We start from the raw sequence: 22,791 nt of genomic DNA on the forward strand, positions 1-22,791 counted from the left end.
GAATCCATCAGCGAGATGGCATCACGGCCCGAACCACCGTTCAATGTTTCGATCTGGGAAAGAAAAAGGGTTATGCCACTGGCGCTGACTGTGACGACATCGACGCCCACACCACCAACCAGTGTTTCAAGCGCCGAGATCAATACCGTGCTGCCGGCCGACCCGAAGGTCACGACATCCGTGCCGGTGGCACCGATGACGCTTTCCACGGCGGAGAACAGCACTGTGTTGCCGGCGGTACCGAACGTCACGACGTCGGTGCCGGCCCCGCCGACCATGGTCTCGATGCCTTGCACCTTCACCGATACGCCGGTGGTGCCCACCGTTACGACGTCGGTGCCGCTGTCTCCCGTCACCGTTTCAATGCGGGAGATCTGAAGCGTGTTGCCGCCGGTGCCGAGAATGACGACATCGGTGTTGACACCGCCGGTCAACGTCTCGATGACGGAAACCAGTGTCGTGTTGCCGCCGGAGGCGAACGTCACGAGGTCGGTGCCGGCACCGCCGACCAGGGTCTCCAGCAGCTTCACCGTCATGGTGCTGCCGATGGTGCCGATGGTGATGACATCGGTGCCGGTGCCGCCGGTCAGGGTTTCCAGCCGGGAGACCAGCATGGTCGTGCCGGCGGTTCCGATGGTGACGGCGTCGGTGCCGACGCCGCCGGTCAGCGTCTCCAGATCCGACACCTTCGTGGTGACGCCGGCCGATCCCAGGGTGATCAGGTCGGTGCCGGTCCCGCCGACGATGGTCGTTATCAGCGACACCGTGGTGGTGTTGCCCTGCGCCCCCAAGTTCAAAGACGTCGTGCCGCCCGCGCCGCCCGCAGTGACGAATTCCAGGCCCCACGCTGCGACCTGCACGCCATTGGAGCCAAGCGTGACGGTGTCCGTTCCGGCACCGCCGATGACGGTTTCAGTGCTATAGACCGCTATCGTGTTGCCGACATCGCCCAGGGTGACGATGTCGACACCAATACCGCCCAACAGGGATTCCAGTCCGGACACCAGCACGGTGTTGCCCGCCGAACCCAGCGTGATGATGTCGGTTCCAACCCCGCCGGTCAGGGTTTCCAACTTTACCATCGTCGTGGTGTTGCCCGCCGAACCCAGCGTGACGACGTCGGTTCCAACCCCGCCGGTCAGGGTTCTCAGCCACGACACCATCATGGTGGTGCCGGCCGTGTCACCCAACGTGATCACATTGGTGCCGCCGGTGCCGGTCAGCGTTTCGATTGCCGCGACCGTCAGAGTGTTGCCCGCGGTGCCGAGCGTGATGATGTCGGTGCCGAGGCCGCCGGTCAGCGTTTCGATGCGCGAAGCCAGCATCGTGTTGCCAGCGGTGCCGAGTATCACGACATCAGTGCCGGTACCGCCGGTCAATGTCTCGATGCCGGTGACGCTCAGCGTATTGCCGCTGGTGCCGAGTGTCACGACATCGGTGCCGGCCCCGCCCGTCAGCGTCTCCACTGTCGAGAGCAGCAGGGTATTGCCCGTTGTGTCGAGCGTGACGACGTCGATGCCGCTGCTGCCGAGCACGGTTTCCAGCCCGGAAACCAGCATCGTGTTGCCGGAGGTGCCCAGCGTAGCGACGTCGGTGCCGGCGCCTCCCGTCAGCGTTTCGACGCCGGCGACGCTGAAGGTCGCACCGATATTGCCCAGCGTGATGACGTCGGTGCCGGTGCCACCCGTCAGCGTGTTGATCTGCGACAGTGTCAGCGTGTTGCCGGAATCGGCCAAGGTCCTGACGACCGGCGCGATGTCCCGGAGATACAACAGGGAGCCGACTTGGATACCGTAAATCGCGTCAAGGTCGCCGTCGCCGTCGAGGTCGGCCAAGGCCGGCATCGGATAGGCTCCGGTGTTGAGGCCGTAGACAGCCGTCCCGACGAGCGAGAATGTGGGGGAGGACGTCGTCCCGATGTTGATGGAAACGACATCCTTGTTCACGAGGTCGAGATCGCCATCGCCGTCGAGATCGACAAGGACCGGAGCATTGTGACTGACACCCGCCGTCATGCCGAAGAGGTTCGTTCCCTCCAGCGAAAAGGTCGGTGACGACGACGTTCCATTGTTGCGGTAGAAAAGCAGGCCGTTGTTGGTGGTCCCCATCAGCAGATCGGCATCGCCGTCGCCGTCCAGATCGGCGAAGGTCGGAACGACATAGCTGCCGGTGACGATGCCGAAGAGGTTGGTCCCCTCAAGGGAGAAGGATGGAGAGGCCGACGTTCCGGTGTTGCGGAAGAACCGCGTGCCGCCGTCCTTGCTGCCGATGAACAGATCGAGGTCGCCGTCTCCGTCGATATCGACGAAGCTCGGTGTCGCATAGGTGTCGGCACTGGAAAGGCCGAACGGGTTCGTGCCTTGAAGCGAATAGGTCGGTGCCAGCGTCGTCCCGACATTGGCGAAATACACCGTCTCGCCAAGCTTGTTGCCAACCAGAAGATCCAGGTCGCCGTCGCCGTCGAGGTCAGCGAACGTGGGTGCGGCATAATTGCCGACGCCGCTGAGACCGAAAGAATTGGTACCGACCAGAGTAAAGGTTGGAGTAGCCACGATCTGTCAGCCCCTCGGATATATCTGTCGACGTCGCACCCGTTCACCGTCCGCCATGTGGCGTCCGGTCAATTCGGAACGTCTGTTGGAGTGGTCACCGCTTCGGCCAGCGCCCGCGCGTCGAGCAGCCCCACCGCCTCCGCACGGCGCACACCGGGAAGGATGGCGACGTCGTACAACTCGTTGACGGTGTGATGGAGCCACAGCATGTGCGCCACGGTTCCGCTGTCGGTGTCCACCACGGCCAAGCCGCATTGAGCGGAGACTCCGGCCCGGTTCAGGGCCGCCTCAAGCGGCAGCGCGCTCAGCGTTCCGTGATCGCCGCGTGGACGCGACAGCCCGACAACCGCCCATTTCCCATGAAAGGCCAATCCGCGCGCAAAACCGGGGCAGAAGCAGGCCGGCTCGAAGCGGCCGTTCCGGTCCACCGTTCCAAGCTCGCCGGTGCCGGAATTGAGCAGCCAAAGCCGGCCGCGGTGCCAGCGGGGGGAATGGGGCATCGACAGTCCGGTGCAGGCGACCTCACCCGACGGGACGTCGATCAGTACGCCGCCGTCGGTCCGGCGCTCGCGCCAGCCTTCGATGACGTCGCAGCGGCCCAATGCGGTCGTGAACATCGGTCGGCCGTCCTCACCGAGCGCCAATCCGTTCAGATGGCAGCGATCCTCGTTGCGCAGGGCAGAAATGAAGGCGGGCTTCCAAACGGGACGGAAGCCCTGGTCGGCGTCAGGGACGGAAAGACAACTGAAGCGCGTATTGACGAAGATCGGGACACCGTCATGTCCGACGGCGATGTCATGGATATCCACATCGCCGATCATATAACCGAGTCGCGGCACATAAAGACGGTCTGCGCCCGACGGCGTGCGGTCGGACGGTCGCAGTGTGTTGGCGAAGCGCCAGAGGTGCGACTGTCCGCCGACCCATAACGCGGCTCGGTCGACACACAACCCCTGACAACGCTGCACGATCCGTTCATGGGCCTTCAAACGCCCGTCTTCCCCCAACCCCAGGAAAAAAAGCCGGTGCGCCTCATAGGTCGAAAAAGCGATTGCGCAGCCGGCGGTCTCCAGCCAATCAGCCAAATGCGGCGTGCCTTCCAGCATGGGACGGGATCGTTCTTCGGCTGCCATCCGACCGCTCTCCATCGCGCTTCTTGACCATCATCCCGGATGCTTCGTTAACATTAGCTGCTATATAATTTGAAATCACCGCAAAGAATGGAAAAATTCTCGAAATGGACGCGCATTGCATCTAAAAATAGAAAACACGCAAAGGAGGAAGCGCAGAAAAATGGTTCAATATTACAGTTCTTAGGACGTGACACGGACCTCGGTTGGTCAAATCGAATGGAAGCCCGGCGGCACGCACCAGAATCCACTCCACAGCCACACCGCGCGGGTCCGCTGCCATCCGAAGAAAGCTTTTTTCATGTGCGCACTGACCACTGGTTTCTCCGATCAAGCCGTCGCGCTTACCCATCGAGGCGCAGCAGCCCTGGCTGACGGGCAGGAAGCGCTTGCTGACTGCTGTTTCACGGCGGCAGCCATACTTGCGCCGCATCGGGCCAGCATCTGGCACAATCTTGGTGAGGCGCGACGCATCCAGGGCCGGGTGGAGGATGCGGAACAGGCTTACAAACACGCCTTGCGATTGCGTCCGGCCTATCCGAAGGCCTGGGCCGGATTGGCCTCGCTCCTGCATAAAACCCGGCGCTTCAAGGCTGCGGCACGGGCGGCGATGCGGGCATTGGCTCTCGATCCGGGCTTTGCCGAAGGCTGGTCGATTGCCGGTTCGATTCTGCATGAGCGACGGGCGATGGAGCGCCTGCCGATGATCTTCCTTCGCGCGGTGCGGCTGGCCCCTACCAGCCCGTCTGCGTGGCTCGCACTGGCCGGTGGCCTCGGTGAAGCGGCGGAATTGGCGCTTGCCTGCACACAGCGTTCGGTTGCGTTGTCGCCCGACCGACCAGGCGGCTATGTGAGTCATGCGGGACTCCTGATCCGGCATGGCAAGCTCGACGCAGCCCAGGCAATGCATGATCGGCTGCGTCAGCTGGCTCCGCTGGAGGGCCATGCGGAAGCCGGCGACAGTCTGGTGGCGAGCTTGCGCGGCGACTTTGCGACGGCGGTATCGCTGGGCCGCCGATCTCTCGCTCTGCAACCGGCGTCCCTTTCGGCCCTCATCAACCTATCCCTGGCCGAACACGACAGCGGGCAGATGGAGCGGGCGCGCCGCGGCAACGAGCGCGCCCTTGCGCTCCATCCCGAAAGCGATGTCGCACGCTTCAACCTGTCCATGGTGCTTCTGGCACAGGGTGACTTCGCCAACGGATGGCGTCTCTACGAATCGCGCTGGCGGATGGAAAATAGGGCCTATCCGGCCCATGCCCCGCGTTGGCGTGGCGGCGACCCGGCCGGACGCTCGTTCCTTCTGGTGGCCGAGCAGGGACAGGGCGATACGCTGCACTTCGTCCGCTATGCTCCGATGCTGGCCGCGCTCGGCGCCCACGTTCATCTGATGGTGCAGCCGTCACTGGTCCGGCTGCTGTCGACGCTCCCGGGCATCGCCTCCGTCCGGTCGCTCGCGGACCCGCCGCCGGTATGCGACGCCTGCATTCCGCTGCTAAGCCTGCCGCTGGCGTTCGGCACCACGTTGGCAACCATCCCGGCAGCGGTCCCCTATCTGCACACGTCCGAACAGGATCGCGCCACCTGGAAACGGAGGCTTGGCGGTGAGCGCCGCCGAAGGGTCGGCCTGGTCTGGGCTGGTTCGGCGCATGACGAGCAGTTCATTGCGCATATGGTCGACCGGCGGCGGAGCTTCCCGCTGGCTGCGCTGGCTCCGCTGGCCGATGTTCCGGGCGTGACCTTCTACAGTCTGCAGAAAGGGCCACCGGCGAATGAGGTGCGGCCGCCCGGTCTGGATCTTGTCGACTGGATGGAGATGGTTGGCGATTTCGCCGACACCGCGGCTTTTGTCGCGGAACTTGACCTCGTCATCAGCGTCGACACCTCGGTGTGCCATCTGGTCGGAGCACTGGGCCGGCCGATCTGGATGCTATCGCGTTACGACTCCTGCTGGCGTTGGCTGTGCAACCGATCGGACAGCCCCTGGTATCCGACCATGCGCCTGTTCCGCCAGGGCCGGCCGGGCGACTGGACACCCGTCATCGATCGCGTCCGTATCGCCCTGGAGCGTTGGGCGATGCGGGGGCCATGCTCGACATATGAGGCGTAACGGCGCCAAGAATGATCTTGCCCCACCGAACCGGGGCAAGATCACTACTCGTCTCCTCACTTCTTCGACCGCTCGCTGATGGCGGCGTGGCGGCGGCGGATGTCTTCCGGCCAGGAGCTTTTGATGAAGGCGAGAACCGCCCAGATGTCGGCGTCGCTCAACTTGCCGCCGAACGCAGGCATGTCGCTGCTGTAGCCGGGCGGTGCGAACGCCGCGATGCCCTGCTTGGTGATCCTGAAGAGATCCTCGTCCGGATGGTGCCACGTATGGCCGGTGGCATCGTGAGGCGGCGCGGGCAGACGGCCGTCGGCCTTGCGGCTCTGCCAGTTCGTCTGGCCCTCGAGCCGGCTCCCGTGGCATGACGCGCACTGCTCGGCGTACACCATTTTCCCTCGGGCGACCTGTGCGGCATCGGTCGGGTCGGCACTCACCGTCGGACCGGCGACCATGACCGCGCCGGCCAGCGCGACCGTGGCGGCCAAGGCCAAGCCGATGCCGACCTTCAACGCCTTTTTCACGACCATTTTCCCCGGCGCGTCATGACTGGAACGGCCTCCAGGCGTCGAGCCGGGATCAGCCAAGCCGCCGCCGGCGTTGCGGGTTTCCTCCTGGCGCTCATCGCGCGTCTCCTTGTTCGGGACGGCATGAGGATCACCGCCTCATGCCGCCCATACGGGTTCAGTGGCCGGCGTGGCCCAGTTCGAAACGGGCCTGGACCGGTTTCTGGCCGGGCATGGTCAGGGCGGTGACGACCTTCACGCTGTCGTGGGCCTCGCCCAGGCTGGCCTTTCCCTTGAGCGCATTGGCGCCCGCGGGTTCCAGCGCGACCTTCTGGGTCTGCCTGTTGGCCAGGATGGTGGCCTCGGCCTTGGCGCCGGTCACGTCGACCGGCTTGTCCGCGCCGTCGGTCACGTACAGGACGACGTCATTGCCCTGCAGCACGAGTTCGGCGTGATACGGGCCGGCGTCGGTGCGGGGGCCGCCATGGCTGCCGGTCTTGGCACCGTCGGCGAAGGCCGTCGCCGGGGCGGCGAACAGGGTGGCGGCAACGAGGAGGGTCGAGACCTTCACGATAGGCATTCCTTCTGAATTGAACAGGGTGAACGGTTGGATCAGTAGGCTTCGGCCGGACGCGGCGAGCCGGCTTGGGCGTCGACCAGATGCCTGAGCGGCTTCTCGCCGAGCCTGAGGAAGAGGACGGGGGTCAGGAGCGTGTCGAGCAGGGTGGCGCTGACCAGACCGCCGAAGATGGTGACGGCGACCGGATGCAGGATCTCCTTGCCCGGCGCGTCGGCGCCGATCATCAGCGGCACCAGGGCGACGCCGGCCGACAAGGCGGTCATCAGCACCGGGGTCAGCCGCTCCTGGCTGCCACGGATCACCATGGCCCGGCCGAAGCTCTCGCCCTCATGCAGGACGAGGTTGATGTAATGGCTGACCTTCAGGATGCCGTTGCGCGCGCTGATGCCTGTCAGGGTGATGAAGCCGATCATCGAGGCGACCGACAGCGGCTGTCCGGCGATCCATAGGGCGGCCACGCTGCCGATCAGGGCCAGCGGCACGTTGCCCATGATGATCAGCGTCAGCACCGCCGAGCGGTAGCGGCTGTAGAGCACCAGGAAGATCATCGCCAGCGACACCATCGACAGCACCGCGATGGTCTTGGACGCCTCCTCCTGCGCCTGGAAGGTGCCCTCCAGGCTGGTGAAGTAGCCGGGCGGCAGCGACGAGCGGCCGACCACGTCGCGAATGCCCGCCACGATCCGCGCCATGTCCGTCTTGCCGTCGCTGTTGCCGAGGATGACGATGCGGCGCTTGCCGTTCTCCCGCAGGATCTGGTTCGGCCCGTCGGTCTCCTCGATCGTGGCGAACAGGCTGAGCGGCACCCGCCCGGCCGGGGTCTCGACCAGCAGGTTGGCCAAGCCGCTGGTGGTGCGATCCTCGTCGGACAGGCGCAGCACGACGTCGAAGCGCCGCGTGCCGTCGACGATCTCCGACACCACCCGCCCGTTGGACAGGCTTTCCAGCGCGTCCGTCGCCATCGCCGGGGTGACGCCGTAGAGCGAAGCCCGCTCGTAGTCGATCACGACCTGCACCTGCGGGATGCGGACCTGCTTCTCGATCTGCAGGTCGACCAGCCCGGGGATCGCCGTCAGCGTCTGTTGCAACTGTCCGGCAAGGCTGCGCAGGGTGTCGAGATCCTCGCCATAGATCTTCAGGGCGATCTGGGCGCGGACGCCCGACAGCATGTGGTCGAGCCGGTGCGAGATCGGCTGGCCGATGTTCACCGACACCGGCAGGGCAGCCAGCCGCGCCCGCACGTCGGCCAGAACCTCGGCGCGGCTGCGGGCGGAGGGCATCAGGTCGACGTCGATCTCGCTGGAATGCACGCCTTCCGCGTGTTCGTCCAGTTCGGCACGGCCGGTGCGGCGGCCGACAGACGCCACCTCCGGCACCTGCATGATCAGCTTCTCGGCAGCCAGGCCGACCCGGTTGGACTCGGCGAGCGAGATGCCGGGGTTGAGGGCCATGGAGATGGTCAGCGTGCCCTCGTTGAAGGGCGGCAGGAAGGCGCGCGGCAGGCTCGGCACCGTGGCCGCGGCGATCACCACGGCGGAGCCGACGACGGCGAAGAGGGTGCCGGGGTTGGCGAAGGCCCAACCGAGCAGCCGCGCGTTGCCGGCCTTCAACCGCCGCACCAGCCGGCTGTCATGCTCGTCGAGCCGCTTCAGCTTGGGCAGCAGGTAGTAGGACAGCACCGGCGTGACGGTGATGGCGGTGAGCAGGCTGGCGAGGATGGAGACGATGTAGGCCACGCCCAGCGGCGCGAACAGCCGCCCCTCGATGCCGGACAGGGCGAACAGCGGCACGAACACCAGGATGATGATGATCGTGGCGTAGACGATGCCGGAGCGCACCTCCTGCGAGGCCGCCGCCACCACCTCCAGGATTGGACGCGGGTTGCCGGCCCGGCGGTTCTCGCCGAGGCGGCGGTAGATGTTCTCCACGTCCACCACGGCGTCGTCGACCAGTTCGCCGATGGCGATGGCGAGGCCGCCCAGCGTCATGGTGTTGATCGACATGCCGAACGCCTTGAACACCAGAACGGTGATCAGGATCGAGATCGGAATGGCGGTCAGCGAGATCAGCGTCGTGCGGACGTTGAGCAGGAACAGGAACAGGATGACGGCGACGACCACCACCGCCTCCTGCAGCACCGTCATGACGTTGTGGATCGAGGTGTCGATGAAGTTGGCCTGCTTGAACAGGATCTCGTTCGCCTTCACCCCCTTCGGCAGGAACTGCGCCAGATCGGCCAGTGCCTTCTCGACGTCGGCCGTCAGCCTCGTCGTATCGCTGCCCGGCTGCTTCTGCACGGACAGGATGACGGCGGGCTTGCCGTCGACGCCGGCGTCGCCGCGCTTTACACGGGCGGCGAAGTCGACGTCGGCAACCTGGCGCAGATGGATGGGCTGCCCGGCCTTGTAGGCGACCACCAGGGTGCGCAGGTCCTCCAGCCGGGTCGTCCGGCCGATGTTGCGGATCAGGTACTCCTCGCTGTGCTGGTCGATGAAGCCGCCGCCGGTGTTGGCCGAGAACTGCCGGAGCGCGTTCACAAGCTGGTCGGTGGTGATCTCCAGGTCGTGCAGGCGCGCCGGATCGGGGGCGATGCGGTACTGGCGGATCTCCCCGCCGATGGGAATGACCTGGCTGACGCCGGGAATGGCGAGCAGGCGGGGACGGACCACCCAGTCCGCGAGTTCGCGGACCTCCATCGGCCCGACGCCGCTTCCCGGTTCGGCGGACATGGCGAGCAGCATGATCTCGCCCATGATGGAGGAGATCGGCCCCATCTGCGGGCGGACGTTCGGCGGCAGCTGGCCCTGGACGATGGCCAGACGCTCGGCCACCTGCTGGCGGTTGCGGTAGATGTCGGTGCCCCAGTCGAACTCGACGAAGACGATGGACAGGCCGACGCCGGACACCGAGCGCACGCGCGTGATGCCCGGCATGCCGTTCATTGAGGTCTCGAGCGGGAAGGTGACCAGCTGCTCGACCTCCTCGGGCGCCAGCCCCTCGGCCTCGGTCATCAGCGTGACGGTGGGCTTGTTGAGGTCGGGGAAGACGTCGACCGGCAGTCCCTTGAGGACGAAGGAGCCGTAGACGACCAGCAGCACGGCGGCGGCCAGCACGAACAGGCGGTTGCGCAGGCTGGTGTTGACGAGGACGTTGAACATGGCCGCCTCACCGGACCTGGTTCAGCAGGCCGGCGCCGTCGGTGACGATGCGCGCCTCGGGCTCGATGCCTGCCAGGACCAGAACCGTGTTGCCATCGACCGGCTGCGTGCGCACGGGCCGGGCGACGAAACGCTGCGGGGACTCGTGCTGCCAGACGATCGGCTGGCCGCCGGCGCTGCGCACCACGCTGTGGCGCGGCAGGACGATGCCCGACGCGGTGCCCTGCACCTGGGCGACGAGCCGGACCGGCTGGCCGACACCGAGTCCCGACGGCGGATTGCCGATGCGGAAGAGCAGCGGGATCGCCTGCTGACGCAACGCCAGGCTGGAGCCGAGCAGTTCCAGCGACAGGCTGGTGCCGTCGGCGGTCGTCGCCGTGGCCGCCTTGATGGCGTTCGCCACCCGGGGATCGAAGGCGACCGCCTCGACCATCAGCCGCGACGGATCGACGATCTCGAACAGGACCTGATCGCGGGCCTCGATGACCTGACCGGCCTTGACGTTGTTGGCGGTGACGACCCCGGCGATGGGCGCGCGCAGGGCCTCCTTGGTGGTCAGGGTCGGCGACAGGGCGGCGCGGCGCTTGCGCAGGCCGTTGAGGTTGGCCTCCGCCTCCTCGATGTCGCGTTGCGGCACGCTGCCTTCCAGCTTGCGGAGACGCTGGACGCGGGACTCTGCGATGACCAGTTCCTGCTCGACCATGGCGATCTGCTGCTGGATGCCGCTGCGGTCCACGACGTTCACGGCGGGCGTGATGGTGGCCAGGATCTGCCCTGCCTCGACCCGCTGGCCGACATAGGGCAGCCCCTGCTCGCCCGGCTCGATGCGGCCGCTCTGTGTCGCCTGGACGTGGCCGCCGCCGTTCGGATCGGCCACGACCTGACCGATCAGCTGGACCGTCTGCGCCGCCTGCTGCGTCTTCGCGACCATGGTGCGGACCGACAGCAGGCGCTGCGACGTCTTGGGCACATACAGGCTGCCGTCCGGCAACCTGCGCGGGCCCTCCACCGCGCCGGTCACCGCCATCGGCATGGCCGCCGCTCCCGGAGTCCCGTCCTTCGCCTCGTCGCCGTGGCTGTGGTCCTCGCCGCCATGGGCGAAGGCGGCGCCGCCTGCCAGCAATAGACCGAGGCCGAACAGAGCCGCCCCGGCAACCGTGCGCGCCCGGCCCCGCCGGGTCAGCACCACCGCGGTCAGCATGCCGAGCAGGAAGACCATGACGGCCCCCAGCATCAGGCCGGGGTCATGTCGCACCTGACCGAGGATGGCGGACACGCCGCTCCCATCCTCCGGCTCGGCGGGCCGGGCGGTCGCCGGGATCTCCAGCGTGCCGATCAGCAGGTCGGCGGCATCGGCCGCCGTCACCGACACGGTCAGCTCGTGCGGCCCCGGCTTCGACAGCCACGCGGCGTCGAGGCGGTAGATGCCCTCCTCCCCGGAAACGGGGGAGGCGGTCACGGCTTCCCCGCCGGCGCCGACCTCGACTGTCGCGCCGGTCACCGGTTCGTTGGTGGCGAAACGGTCCAGGGTGACGAGCAGGCTTTTCCCCTGGACGACCGCCACCAGTTCGAAGTCCGGCGAGGCCGTCTCCATGGTCGGCATCGCGGCAGCGACCACCGGCTTGGAAGCGTCGCCGTGCCCGTGCCCTTCATGGGCCAGCGCCGGAAGGGCGACCGGCGCGGCAAGGCTCGCCGCGATCGAGGCCGCGGCGAGAAGGCGTCGGTGGATTGGTCCTGTCCTCACATCATCCCCATCGGGCTGGCCAACAGCTGGTCGGCGGTCTTCTTCTGTTCGTCGGTCAACACGGCGTAGAGCGGCTTGGCGGCAGCCTCCAGGGCCTTCATGGCGTCGAGCCGGGTGGACAGGACCTTCTGCTGGGCGGCCAGACGGTCCGGCCATGCGGACGGCATTCCGCCCTTGGTCATCTGCTCGTGCATGGCCTGATGGGCCTTGGCGTTCGACCGCAGGGTGTCGGCAAAGGCGTTCCACTGCGGCGCCTGGGCATCGGTGATCTTCAGCTCCGCCTTCAGGAAGGCGATGCGGCCCTCGACGTGCTCGAACGGCAGGCCCATGGCGCCCATTGCGCCCATGCCGCCCTGCTGGCCCATCATCATCTGGCGCATCATGGGCATCATCTGGCCCATCATGCCGGATTGGCCGCCCTGCTGGCCCATCATGCCGCCCATCATCGGGCGCATCTGGTCCATGTTCATCATCATGCCGCCGCCCATGCCTTGCCCCATCATGGGCGCAGTGCCGGGCATCGCGGGCTGGACGCCCTGGGACGGCTGGGCGGGCGTCGGGGCCGGAGCGGGCTGGACCTGGGTGGTCGTGGCGCCGCCGGGGTGGTGGGCTTGGTGATCCTGGCTTTGGTCCGGCGTGGCGGCGGTCTGGGCCTGGGCAGCCGACATCATGGCGACGAGCGCGAAGACCGGGAGAATTCTGCGGGTGAGAGACGACATGGCGTCCTCCATCTGATCATCTGGTTCAAGCCATCCCGGACGGACTCCACGCGGGAGCGCCGGGAACAGAAAGGCCGAGCGCACGAGGACTGGAACCGGCAGCCGTTGCCGAGCCGAAGCTCAAGCCGGATGCGGACAGACTCGTGGCGTCAGAGGATCAGAGAGGGGGACGCAGTGCGGGGTCGCTGTCGATGCCTTCGGGCGTCGCCAGGGCAGGCAGGTAGGCCGCCCGGTCGAGGGGCGGAACGAAGGCCGCGACGGCACCGGCGGGAAGGCCGCCATGCATGGTCGCGCACTGGGCGACGCTGCAGCAGGCATCGTCACCGAGCACACCAAGATCCCCGCAGGAATCCTGCCCGTGCTCATGGTCGGCCACGGCAGCGACGGCATCGTCCTGCGTGGCGGCCAGGGCATGCTCATGAGGCGCCGGGGAATGCTGGTGAGGCAGCAGACTGGCGTGGCTCGGCACGGCATAGACGAGCAGCGTGGCCAGCATCAGCAGGCTCACCACCACCCTCCTCACCGTCGACCAAGCCCCACGCCACATGGCGATTGCCTTCCTTGTCCGAGACCGGGCGGCACCTGCGTGCCTATCGGCCTCTCTCATGAGCCTAGGACCATTCCCCGGCCCCTGCAACAGCACGATCATCTTGAAAGTCGGCCGCGCCAGGCGAGCATCGACCCTCCAGCGGTGGGAAGGTCAATACGGAAAATGTCCGACGGCGATGCCGGTTGACGGACATCAATGGCCACGCCCATCGGGGGGACTATGGTTGTGCCGGCCCGGACAGACCCGGGTCGTTCAAAGCAATGGCTGGCATGAAGCGGTTGGGCCACATCTTCGCCATTCTGGCGTTCGCCTTCGCGCTCCTGATGAGCGCGGCGGGCGGAGCCATGGCGCATGTGGAAATGCCGGCCGGCTCGATGGGCCATCACGGCTCACATCACGCGCCGTCGCCCCCATCCCAGACCGACCACCACAAGGCCGCCCTCGCCGTCGCCGCGACCTGCTGTCCGGCGGCCGAGGCCCCGGCCCGGCACGGCGTCGCCATCCCGGTGACCATGGTCGAAACGTCCTGGCACCCGCGGGCCGGTTTCGTCCCGAACGCGCGGGACATCACACCGGACACACCCCCTCCGAAGACCAGCCTCTGATCGGCCGCGCGCTCTGACGCCTGCGTCGGACGCCCGGCCACGCGCCGCCTGACCGGCGGCGTGCGCGAGCGATTCCGACCACGCGATCAGAGGACTCTCAATCATGCCCGAGAGGCATTTCACGACCCGCCGCGGCTTCGTCGCCGCGCTGGGCTTCGGCGCCGTCTCCCTGTACGGCGCCTGGGCAGCCTATGGCGCCGCCCCGCTTCCCTTCGGCGGACATTCCGGACACAAGGACGCCGCCCCTGAAGCCGACGCACACGGTCATGGCGGCCATGACGCGGCGGAGGGCATGGCGCCCGAGGAGTTCCGCTTCGAGCATGACTTCTTCGTCCGGAAATACGCGCAGAAGGACGGCAGCGTGAATCCACACGCCGACGCGGACGCCCACGGCCATGAGGGCGATGCGCATGGCGGGCATGGGCACGCCGACGCCGGTCACGGCCCCGGTGCGGCGACGGCGTCCGGCGAGTCGGTGGAACTCTACCTGATGGCGCAGAAGTTCGCCTACAGCCCGGATGTCCTCCGGCTCAAGGCCGGCCAAGCCTACCGGTTCCGCATGATGGCGGACGACATCACGCATGGCGCGTCGATTCAGCTGGGATCCGCCAGCCGCATCATCCGCCTGCGGCCGAACGTCGTGACCGAGCAGACGATCACCTTCACCAAGCCGGGCGAGTACCTCGTGTACTGCACCGTCTACTGCGGTCAGGCGCATGACGCCATGCACGGCCGCATCGTCGTCGGCTGAGCCGGGGAGGACTCAACGCATGGATACCCTCTCGACCTCCTTCGCCCCGGCCGGCGCGACCTCGCGCCTGACCGCGCGCGTCGCCTCCCTGCCGTCTGCCGACAAGGCCCTCCTCGCGCTGCTGTTCGGCGCCGCCCTGCTGGCGCTCGTGCTGGGGCTGGTTGGCGGCGCCGTGACCGCGCTCGCCCGCGCCGGGGCGCTCACCTTCTTTCCGGATGACGCCTACCGCATCCTGACCCTGCACGGCGTGTCCGTGTTCTTCTACTGGCTCTACCTGATCCAGGCGGCCCTGCTGCTGGTGCTGGCGGCGGCCGAGAACGGCCAGGGCCTCGCCCTGCGCCCCCTCGCCTGGACCGGTGCCGCCCTGATGCTGGCGGGCTTCGGCGTCAGCGAGTGGATCTCCGCCACCGGCACGCCGCTGCTCTATGACGGCAGCCCCGAACTGGCCGCGGACGACCCGCGCTCCGTTGGGGTCTTCGCCCTCGGCTACCTGCTGCTCTCGGCAGGTCTGGCGGCGTCCGCCGTCTGCGGCATCGCCACCGTGCTCCAGCCCCGGCTGTGCGGCGAGGCCGGCGAGTTCACCTCCATCGGCTTCGCCCTGTTCGCCTGGGCCGGCTTCCTGGTGGTCAGCGCGATCGCCGCGACGAACGCCTTCCTGCCCGGCCTGCTGTGGGCGCTCGGCACCGGTCCGTTCCCGGCCGACCACGGCACCGAATGGCACATCCTGTTCCACAACCTGCATTACCTGCCGCTGATGGCGACCGTGCTGGTGTGGTACGTGCTGAGCGAACACCTGACCGGGGTGACGTCGATCCATGGCGCGCGCCTGTCGAAGATCGTCTTCGCCGCCTATCTGGTCTTCGTTCCGCCGACCAGCCTCTACCACATGTTCCTTGAGCCGAACCTGTCGGAGAGCGTCCGGGTCGTCGGCTCGCTGCTGTCGCTGTTCGTCTCGGTGCCGACCCTGGCGGCCTTCGCGATCATCGTCTCCTCGCTGGAAGCCAGCGCCCGGGCGCGCGGCGCCACCGGCTTCTTCGGCTGGATGCGGGGGCTGCCCTGGCGGAACCCGGCGATGGCAAACATGGGTTGGGCGGTGGTGAACATGATGATCGGCATCACCTTCGCCTTCGTCCTGATCCAGGAGAAGCTGGCGCCGATGTTGTCCGACACCTTCTTCGTGCCCGGCTATTTCCACTTCTTCGCGGTCGGCGTGCTGACCCAGACCTTCCTGGCGGCGCTGATGGTGATCCTGCCGGCACTCGGCGGAGGCAGCCTGTGGCGCCCGGACCTGCTGCGGCGCATGCCGGCCGTCGTCACCATCGGCCTGCTGATCTTCGGCGCGGCCGGCATCACCGCCGGCTTTATGGGCGTGCCGCGGCGCGTCTTCGACGTCAGCTACGGCGGCATGGCCCCGGCGGCATGGCCGGTGCTGATGGCCCTGGTCGGCGTCGGCGCCACGATCTTCGCCATCGCCATCTCGGTCAGCGTCTACGGCGTCGTCCGCACGCTGCTGTCGCTGCGCCCGTCAGGCGGGCAGGCGCCGGTGGTCGATTGGCGGACCGGGTCGCGCGGCGTCGGCGCGGTTCCGGCCTGGACCGGGCCGCTGTCGGTCGCGGCGCTGATCGCCGCCATGTACGTCTTCACCATCGTCGCGTTCCAGCTGATCCAGTCGCTGCCGATCATCGCCATCGGCGGCGGGCACGGCCACTGAGCGACGGCCACTGAGCGCAGGAGAACCGTCATGAGAATGAATGAAGAGCTTTGGCTCGTGGTCGCCATCGCCGCCGTGTGGGCGGCGCTCGCCGCCGTCTACGCGCTGGTCCCCGGTCTTGGCATGCCCGGTTACGTCCGGGTCTGGGGCGGCGGCGCGGTGCTGTTCCTGGGGCTCGCCGGAGTGCTGGTCGCCGTCAGCCGGAAGGCGCCCACGGGCTGAACCGCTGCACAACGGTGCGACAAGGCGGCGCCATGGGGGCATGAGCATCGCTCCGCCCCCATGGCACCCCGATGTCACTTCTTGATGCCGAGGATGGTTTCGGCCTGGGCGAGCGTCGCCTCCGACTCGGCATGCTTGCCCTGCTTATGGAACGCCTCGCCATCGGCGCGGAGCTTCTTCACCTGCGTCATCTGGTCGGCGCTCAGCTTCGGATTGGCCGCCAGGGCCTGGTCGATGGCGGCCATGTGTTTGGGACAGCTGTTGGCGAGTGCCGGACCGGTCAGAGCGACGGCGAAGACGGCAGCCAAAGCGACGTTCCTGAGCATGGTGTTCCTCCCGTTTTGCAGCCCGCGAGAGCGCGGGCTGCTCGATGGACGCCGGGACGGCGCCCAGTATTCCAACACGGGCGGTCCCGGCTGGCGACTGGGCAAACGGTGACGGTGCCATCCGTGCCGCCTGTGCGAACGAAGCAGGGCGACGAGGTCATCGCGGCGCTCGGTTCGTCATCGATCCTTTCGGGCGGCATCCTCGATTGCTTCCGAACCGGGGGAGAGCGTCACCACCCCGTTCTCCCGGACAAGCCGCCCCGTGCGCTCCAAGACGGCCAAGGCCCGGTAGATGGCCTCGTGCGTCAGTCCGATCTCGGCGGCGATCTCCGTCCAAGGCCGGTCGAGCCGCAGCATCGGCGGATCGCCCGATATCAGGGGACTTGGGTTCATCGGCATCATGGCCCAGGGAGGTCACCACCAGATGCACCATCTCGCCATGGCGAGAGGCGAGTTCAGTCACTGACGGCCGAGGGCGCGCTGGTTGTCCGGACTCTCGCAGATGTCCGGATGCGCGGCCTGGGCTTCCATAGGAAATTATAATGAAACCAGAAAATGATCCTATAAAATCCCCGGCAAAAATACCCTTGTTTCCGATTGGGCAGGCTGGGAAGCTCACAATCTATTTGAAATATTCATTGCAAATTTCCCAGCGGATCACCATTTGAAATTCAGTGAAGCCGCTCCAGCCTTGCTTCCTCTTTGCCGATGATCGTGCATCCGAAGCGTTTTCCTGGCGTGACTCCATCCGGACGGCATGACCACCGATCCTGCCGATCATCCGGCCATCGTCGGAAAATACCGTCGGAGAGCCCCCATGAACGCCGGGACACGCATTGCCTTCTTCCTTCTGACATCCCGGCCGGGGTAACGGCCATGACATCCCCGCTCCACTCCATCGAGGGGCAATGCCCCCATGGCGCCGATCTGCTGCGCGAGCAGCTGCGCTGGACCAATGCCGAGCGCCGCTGGCATCCGCTGCATCAGGGCGCGTCGGACGGACGGCTTCTTCCCCCCGCTTTTCCGCCGCCGGGCCACGCCAGCCTGCTGCGGGGCGCCGTGCTGACCCGTCTCACCATGGCCCGTGCCGCCGGCGCGACCGCCTTCAAGGAGCAATGACCTCATGAGCCTTTCAGCCCATTACATCGTGTCGTGCCGAACGGACGGCTGGTTCATCCGGTTTGAGGGGGAGCGCTATGGCCCCTTCGTCAACGGACAGGCCGGCGCGCTGATCGCCGCGGTTCAGGCCGCCAACCAGGCCGGGAAGGACGGGCATGACGCCCGCGTGCTGCTGCGCAAGCCGGATGGCGCCGTCGATGCCGTCTGGGTCTTCGGCACCGACAGCTACCCGTCGCCCTGGGTGGAGGATCTGCATCGGATTGCACAGCTGCCGCGCCGTGAACGGGTCCGTACGCCCGTCCCGCCGTCCTCCCCGGCACTGGACGCCACGGCGGGCCAAGCGGCGGTGGGCCAAGCGGTGACGGGCCGGGCATAACCCGAAAGGCGGAAGGCCGGACGCGGATCAGGCGGTCACCTCGTCCGTCCAGACCTGGAATTCCGTCAGGGTGTTGGGGCCGAAGGTGTGGGTGAGCGGCACGTCGGCCGCATCGCGCCCCTGCGCGATCAGAATGCGCCCGATCCGCGGAGCATTGTTCCGCGGGTCGAAGACATGCCAGCGGCCGCCCAGATACACCTCCATCCAGGCGGCGAAATCCATCGGCGCATAGGGCGGCGGCTGGCCGATGTCGCTGATGTAGCCGGTGCAGTAGCGCGCGGGGATGTTCATGGCGCGGCAGAAGGTGATGGCGAGATGGGCATAGTCGCGGCAGACCCCACGCTTCTCGGCATAGGTCTGGGCCGCGGTCCGCGTCGGCCGCGAATGCTCGTAGCCGAACGTCACATGGCCGTGGACGAAGTCGCAGATCGCCTGCACCCGCGCCCAGCCCGGCGGGGTGCCCGCGAACAGCCGCCACGCCTCGTCTGACAGGACGTCGGTCTCGCAATAGCGGCTTCCCAGAAGGAACAACAGGGTGTCGGCCGGCAACTCGTCCACGCGGTGCTGCACGGCGCCGTGGTCCGCCGGATCATGCGCGCCGCTGTCGCGGATGATGCTGTCGGCACTGATGGTGAGGGGGCCGGCGGGCGCGACCAGCCGACTGCACCAGTTGCCGAAGCTGTCGCGATAGCCCTGGATCGGCGCCGGCACGCTGGTGATGATGTGGTCGGGCCGCTCCAGGTCGCCGACGCGCGTGTAATGCACGTTCAGCATCACGATCATCGGTGTCGGGGCGGGAAAGCTGAAATTCAGCCGGTAACCCAGGTGAATGCGCATGAAGGCCCTCCGATGAAAAAGCATGCCGGTGACGGCGCGTGCCGATGTCGATCCGCGGCAGCAAGGGATCGGGGGAAAGATGGATGTATGGCGCATGGACCGCGCTGTAAATCCTCTGAAAAAGCCTAACAGACTTTGCGCGGACTCATACAGCTTTTCGCGATTTCGCTTCACATCGGATCGCGGCGCGAATGGATTACGCCGGCAACCTTCTGACTGCTCCTTCTATTTCTCTGCCTACTTTTTCAGCAGCAGCGGCCCATGAAAAAGGCGGCGCCATACCGGCGCCGCCTTTTCTACTTTGCGACAGGCTCGCGTGGCCCGGGCGACAGTCCGGTCAGATGATCACGCCATGGTCCTTGGCGAAGGTCTTCAGCTTGTCGCGCAGGCTGTGGTCGGCCCCGGTGTAGAGGCCGCTCATGTAATCCCGCAGCGCCGCGACCTCGAGCGAGCGCAGCATCGTCTTCACCGGACCGACCGACGGCGGCGACATCGACAAAGTGCGGAAGCCGACGCCGATCAGCGCCATGGCGTCGAGCGGCCGGCCGGCCATCTCGCCGCAGATGCTGAGCGACACCTTGTGCCGGGTGCATTCGTCGACCAGCCGGCGCAGCACGCACAGCATCGACGGCGACAGCGGGTCGTAGCGGGTCGAGGTGCGCGGGTTGCCGCGGTCGGCGGCGAACAGATACTGGGTCAGGTCGTTGGAGCCGACCGACAGGAAATCCAGCTTGGGCAGCAGAGCCGGAAGTTGCCACAACAGAGACGGCACCTCCAGCATCGTGCCGACACGCAGGGTGCTGGGCGGCTCGATGCCCTGGGCGGCCAGCCGCTTCAGCTCCAGCTCCAGCAGGCGGCGGGCGCCGTCGAACTCCGCCACCTCGGCGATCATCGGGAACATCACCGACAGCGGCCGGCCGCCGGCGGCCTGCAACAGGGCGCGCAACTGCTGGCGCAGCAGCGACGGGTGGTCGAGCCCGATGCGCACGGCCCGCCAGCCCAGCGCCGGGTTCTCCTCCTCGCCGCCGGTCATGTAGGGCAGCATCTTGTCGCCGCCGACATCCAGCGTGCGGAAGACGATCGGCTTCTCGCCGACTTCGTCCATGATGCGGGAATAGAGGTCGGTCTGCGCCTTCACGTCGGGGTAGGAGGCACGGACCATGAAGGGGATTTCGGTGCGGTAGAGACCGACGCCCTCCGCCCCGCTGGCGGTCAGGTGCGGCAGGTCGATCAGCAGGCCGCAGTTCAGCTGGATGGAGATCGGCACCCCGTCGCGCGTCACCGACGGGAATTTGCGGATCTCCGCATACATCTGCTCCTTGCGGTGCTGCAACGCCACCGCCTCGCCGAAGGCCATCTGGATGTCTTCGGCCGGGCGGATGAAGACCTGCCCATGGTCGCCGTCGACGATCAGCTGGTCCAGCGGCTCGATCCGGTTCAGCGCGTCGGCCGCCTGCACCACCGGGATGTTCAGCGCGCGGGCGACGATGCAGACATGGCTGGCCGGCGAGCCTTCCTCCAGCAGCAGGCCGCGCAGGCGCGAGCGGTCGTAATCCAGCAGTTCCGCCGGCCCCATGGAGCGGGCGACCAGGATCATGTCGTCCGGCAAGGTCGCGCTGTCGGTGCCGGTGGTCTTGCCGGCCAGATGTTGCAGCAACCGGTTGGTCAGATCCTCGAAATCCATCAGCCGTTCCCGGATGTAGGGATCGGTCAGATGGCTCATGCGGGCGCGGGTGTCGTTCTGCACCTGCTGCACCGCGGCCTCGGCGGTCAGGCCGACGCGGATCGCCTCGCGGATGCGCGACAGCCAGCCGCGGTCCTCGGCGAACATCCGGTAGGTCTCCAGGATGTCGCGCGGTTCGCTGAGGCCCGCCAGCGACGCCGCTTCCAGCAAATCGTCGATGGCGCTGTGCATGGTCTGCAGCGCGGTGTTGAAGCGCTCCAGCTCGGCATCGGCATCCTCCGCCACCATCTGGCGGACGGTCAGCTGCGGCCGGTGAATGACGGCGAGGCCCATGGCCAGCCCGGCGCTCATCGCCGTGCCCGACAGGCGGGCCGGCAGCAGCACGGGGTCGCCGGTGGTGGTGACCTCCACCGGGTTGACCAGCTCGCTCTGCGCCACCAGCTCGGCGACGACCATGGCGATGGTCTGGAGGGTTTCCACCTCCTCCTCGACGTAGCGGCGGCGGTCCTTGTGCTGGATCACCAGCACGCCGCGCACCTTGCTGCCGCGCAGGATCGGCACGCCGGCCATCGACTGGAACGGGTCCTCCCCCGTCTCCGGGCGGTAGGCGAAGCTGGGGTGGGAGGGCGCATTGTCCAGCGCCACCGGACGGGCGTGGCCGGCGATGTAGCCGACGATGCCCTCGCCCACGCGCAGGCGGGTGTTGTGGACGGCGGTCTTGTTCAGGCCCTCGGTGGAGAACAGCTCCAGCACCTCGCCGGCGCGCATGACGTAGCAGGAGCAGACGTCGGCCTTCATCTCCGCCGCGATCAGCGTGACGATCTTGTCCAGCCGGTCCTGCCCCGACCCCGACCCGGCCATGATGTCGCGCAGCCGGGCGAGCAGCCGGCGCGACGAGGTTCCGTCGAAACGGACGTCCATTCCCCCCTCCATACCGCCGCCACCGGTTGCCGTGTCGAGGGTGTCGGTCATCGCTACAGCGCTCCCACGGGCGGTTCCGCCATCAGGCTCCCCACTCCCGTCAACGATGCCTCATCCATCGCCCGGCGGGCCAGAGCCGATTCGGCCTGGGCGATCAATTCGGCCAGGATGTCGGCCACCGGCTGTTCGCGGGTGACCAGCCCGACGCTCTGCCCGGCCATCAGGGAGCCGTTCTCCACGTCGCCCTCGATCACCGCGCGGCGCAGCGCCCCGGCCCAGAAATGCTCGATCTCCAGCATGCCCTCGTCGCGGCTCATGACGCCGGAATCGACCCTGGCGATGACGTCGCGCTGGAATTCCATGAAGCGCTTGGACGCCTCGTTCGCCAGCGCCCGCACCGGGATGACGGGAAAGCGCGGGTCGATCTGCACCGACGGCTGGGCGTCGCGGGCCGACGCCCGGATGAAGGCCTGCTTGAAGTTGGGATGGGCCACGCATTCGGTGGCGCAGACGAAGCGGGTGCCGACCTGCACGCCGGCCGCCCCCAGTTCCAGATAGGAAAGGATCGTCTCGCCCCGGCCGACGCCGCCGGCGACGAACACCGGCACCTCGCGCAGCTCGGGCAGGATTTCCTGCGCCAGAACGGTGGTGGAAACCGGGCCGATATGGCCGCCCGCCTCGGTTCCCTCGATCACCAGAGCGTCGGCGCCGTGCTTCGCCAGCCGCCGGCCGGCGGTCAGCGTCGGTGCGAAGGCCATCGCCTTGGCCCCGCCGTCCTTGATGCGGCGCAGGGTGGCGCTGGACGGCAGGCCGCCGGCGATGACCACATGGCCGACGCGCTGCTCGCGGCAGACGTCGATCAGCTGGTCCAGCGCCGGGTGCATGTTGATGAGGTTGACGCCGAACGGCTTGTCGGTCCGCGCCCGGGTGCCGGCGATCTCCACCGCCAGCTGGTCCGGGGCCATGGAGCCGCAGGCCAGCACGCCGAAACCGCCGGCGTTGGAGATGGCGGAGACCAGATGCCGTTCGGACACCCAGCTCATGGCTCCGCCCATCACGGCGGTGCGGGTGCCGAGGAACTCCCGGCCCCGCTTCCAGAGCCGGTCGAGCCGGGCCGATGCTGCCGCCGCGTATGATGTGGCGTCGGTCATGGCCGGCCCTCCCCTGCTGTTGCGGTCCCCGGCGCCCGGGTCGCC

Annotated in this window: 20 protein-coding genes; 7 read left to right on the forward strand and 13 right to left on the reverse strand. The window is 67.4% G+C overall.

Going from position 1 to position 22,791, the window contains the following annotated elements; genetic code table 11:
• Both FZ029_RS24940 and FZ029_RS24945 read right to left on the reverse strand, forming a co-directional pair.
• Positions 1 to 2,552 (reverse strand): calcium-binding protein (locus FZ029_RS24940; protein ID WP_149272408.1); only part of this gene is annotated, 2,552 nt, incomplete at its 3' end.
• A gap of 68 nt (positions 2,553 to 2,620) precedes the next feature.
• Positions 2,621 to 3,685, reverse strand: coding sequence for a TIGR03032 family protein (locus FZ029_RS24945; protein ID WP_211104206.1), 1,065 nt, complete (start codon positions 3,683 to 3,685; stop codon positions 2,621 to 2,623).
• Positions 3,686 to 3,983: 298 nt separating this feature from the next.
• Here FZ029_RS24945 and FZ029_RS24950 point away from each other — a divergent pair, with 298 nt between their 5' ends.
• Positions 3,984 to 5,792: a tetratricopeptide repeat protein gene (locus tag FZ029_RS24950; protein ID WP_149272410.1), complete on the forward strand. Its 1,809-nt coding sequence runs from the start codon at positions 3,984 to 3,986 to the stop codon at positions 5,790 to 5,792.
• Positions 5,793 to 5,848: 56 nt separating this feature from the next.
• Here FZ029_RS24950 and FZ029_RS24955 read toward each other — a convergent pair whose 3' ends face one another.
• The 6 genes from FZ029_RS24955 to FZ029_RS24980 all read right to left on the reverse strand — a co-directional run bounded on the left by FZ029_RS24955 (position 5,849) and on the right by FZ029_RS24980 (position 13,040).
• Positions 5,849 to 6,310, reverse strand: a complete 462-nt coding sequence (locus FZ029_RS24955; RefSeq protein ID WP_247892487.1) for a c-type cytochrome — start codon at positions 6,308 to 6,310, stop codon at positions 5,849 to 5,851.
• Positions 6,311 to 6,470: 160 nt separating this feature from the next.
• Positions 6,471 to 6,872 (reverse strand): hypothetical protein, encoded by a 402-nt coding sequence (locus FZ029_RS24960; RefSeq protein WP_149272412.1) that lies wholly within the window; start codon positions 6,870 to 6,872, stop codon positions 6,471 to 6,473.
• A 32-nt stretch (positions 6,873 to 6,904) separates the two neighbouring features.
• On the reverse strand, positions 6,905 to 10,030 hold the full coding sequence (locus FZ029_RS24965; protein ID WP_149272413.1) for an efflux RND transporter permease subunit: 3,126 nt from the start codon (positions 10,028 to 10,030) through the stop codon (positions 6,905 to 6,907).
• A gap of 7 nt (positions 10,031 to 10,037) precedes the next feature.
• Positions 10,038 to 11,774 carry an HlyD family efflux transporter periplasmic adaptor subunit gene (locus FZ029_RS24970; RefSeq protein ID WP_149272414.1) on the reverse strand — a complete coding sequence of 579 codons (1,737 nt, stop codon included), beginning with the start codon at positions 11,772 to 11,774 and terminating at the stop codon, positions 10,038 to 10,040.
• On the reverse strand, positions 11,771 to 12,493 hold the full coding sequence (locus tag FZ029_RS24975) for a Spy/CpxP family protein refolding chaperone (RefSeq protein WP_211104207.1): 723 nt from the start codon (positions 12,491 to 12,493) through the stop codon (positions 11,771 to 11,773). The genes FZ029_RS24970 and FZ029_RS24975 overlap by 4 nt, the downstream gene beginning before the upstream one ends.
• Before the next feature lie 157 nt (positions 12,494 to 12,650).
• Positions 12,651 to 13,040 carry a hypothetical protein gene (locus FZ029_RS24980; protein WP_149272415.1) on the reverse strand — a complete coding sequence of 130 codons (390 nt, stop codon included), beginning with the start codon at positions 13,038 to 13,040 and terminating at the stop codon, positions 12,651 to 12,653.
• A 272-nt stretch (positions 13,041 to 13,312) separates the two neighbouring features.
• Between FZ029_RS24980 and FZ029_RS24985 the strand changes: the two genes are divergently transcribed.
• From FZ029_RS24985 to FZ029_RS25000, 4 genes are all read left to right on the forward strand, one after another.
• On the forward strand, positions 13,313 to 13,648 hold the full coding sequence (locus tag FZ029_RS24985) for a hypothetical protein (protein ID WP_149272416.1): 336 nt from the start codon (positions 13,313 to 13,315) through the stop codon (positions 13,646 to 13,648).
• Between the two features lie 103 nt (positions 13,649 to 13,751).
• Entirely contained in the window at positions 13,752 to 14,399 is a 648-nt protein-coding gene (locus tag FZ029_RS24990; protein WP_149272417.1) for a cupredoxin domain-containing protein, read from the forward strand.
• Positions 14,400 to 14,418: 19 nt separating this feature from the next.
• Entirely contained in the window at positions 14,419 to 16,110 is a 1,692-nt protein-coding gene (locus FZ029_RS24995; RefSeq protein ID WP_188052047.1) for a cbb3-type cytochrome c oxidase subunit I, read from the forward strand.
• Between the two features lie 30 nt (positions 16,111 to 16,140).
• Positions 16,141 to 16,332, forward strand: coding sequence for a hypothetical protein (locus FZ029_RS25000; RefSeq protein ID WP_149272419.1), 192 nt, complete (start codon positions 16,141 to 16,143; stop codon positions 16,330 to 16,332).
• Between the two features lie 74 nt (positions 16,333 to 16,406).
• Here FZ029_RS25000 and FZ029_RS25005 read toward each other — a convergent pair whose 3' ends face one another.
• Both FZ029_RS25005 and FZ029_RS33140 read right to left on the reverse strand, forming a co-directional pair.
• Complete coding sequence (locus FZ029_RS25005) at positions 16,407 to 16,658, reverse strand: hypothetical protein (protein ID WP_149200723.1); 252 nt, start codon at positions 16,656 to 16,658, stop codon at positions 16,407 to 16,409.
• A gap of 177 nt (positions 16,659 to 16,835) precedes the next feature.
• Positions 16,836 to 17,060, reverse strand: a complete 225-nt coding sequence (locus FZ029_RS33140; protein WP_188052048.1) for a hypothetical protein — start codon at positions 17,058 to 17,060, stop codon at positions 16,836 to 16,838.
• A 474-nt stretch (positions 17,061 to 17,534) separates the two neighbouring features.
• Here FZ029_RS33140 and FZ029_RS25015 point away from each other — a divergent pair, with 474 nt between their 5' ends.
• Both FZ029_RS25015 and FZ029_RS25020 read left to right on the forward strand, forming a co-directional pair.
• The gene (locus tag FZ029_RS25015; protein WP_149272420.1) at positions 17,535 to 17,777 is read left to right on the forward strand and encodes a hypothetical protein; all 243 of its coding nucleotides are present in this window, start codon (positions 17,535 to 17,537) and stop codon (positions 17,775 to 17,777) included.
• Between the two features lie 4 nt (positions 17,778 to 17,781).
• Positions 17,782 to 18,153: a hypothetical protein gene (locus tag FZ029_RS25020; RefSeq protein ID WP_188052049.1), complete on the forward strand. Its 372-nt coding sequence runs from the start codon at positions 17,782 to 17,784 to the stop codon at positions 18,151 to 18,153.
• 27 nt (positions 18,154 to 18,180) lie between these two features.
• Here the strand turns inward: FZ029_RS25020 and FZ029_RS25025 are convergent, their stop codons facing one another.
• The 3 genes from FZ029_RS25025 to FZ029_RS25035 all read right to left on the reverse strand — a co-directional run bounded on the left by FZ029_RS25025 (position 18,181) and on the right by FZ029_RS25035 (position 22,746).
• Positions 18,181 to 18,990: a transglutaminase family protein gene (locus FZ029_RS25025; RefSeq protein WP_149272421.1), complete on the reverse strand. Its 810-nt coding sequence runs from the start codon at positions 18,988 to 18,990 to the stop codon at positions 18,181 to 18,183.
• A gap of 337 nt (positions 18,991 to 19,327) precedes the next feature.
• On the reverse strand, positions 19,328 to 21,646 hold the full coding sequence (gene ptsP / locus FZ029_RS25030) for a phosphoenolpyruvate--protein phosphotransferase (RefSeq protein ID WP_149272422.1): 2,319 nt from the start codon (positions 21,644 to 21,646) through the stop codon (positions 19,328 to 19,330).
• Between the two features lie 2 nt (positions 21,647 to 21,648).
• A complete protein-coding gene (locus FZ029_RS25035) occupies positions 21,649 to 22,746 on the reverse strand; it encodes a nitronate monooxygenase (RefSeq protein ID WP_149272423.1) in 1,098 nt (365 codons plus the stop codon).
• Positions 22,747 to 22,791: the final 45 nt, after the last annotated feature.

Origin of the sequence: Azospirillum sp. Sh1 (assembly GCF_008365135.1) — a bacterium.
Lineage (GTDB): Bacteria > Pseudomonadota > Alphaproteobacteria > Azospirillales > Azospirillaceae > Azospirillum > Azospirillum oryzae.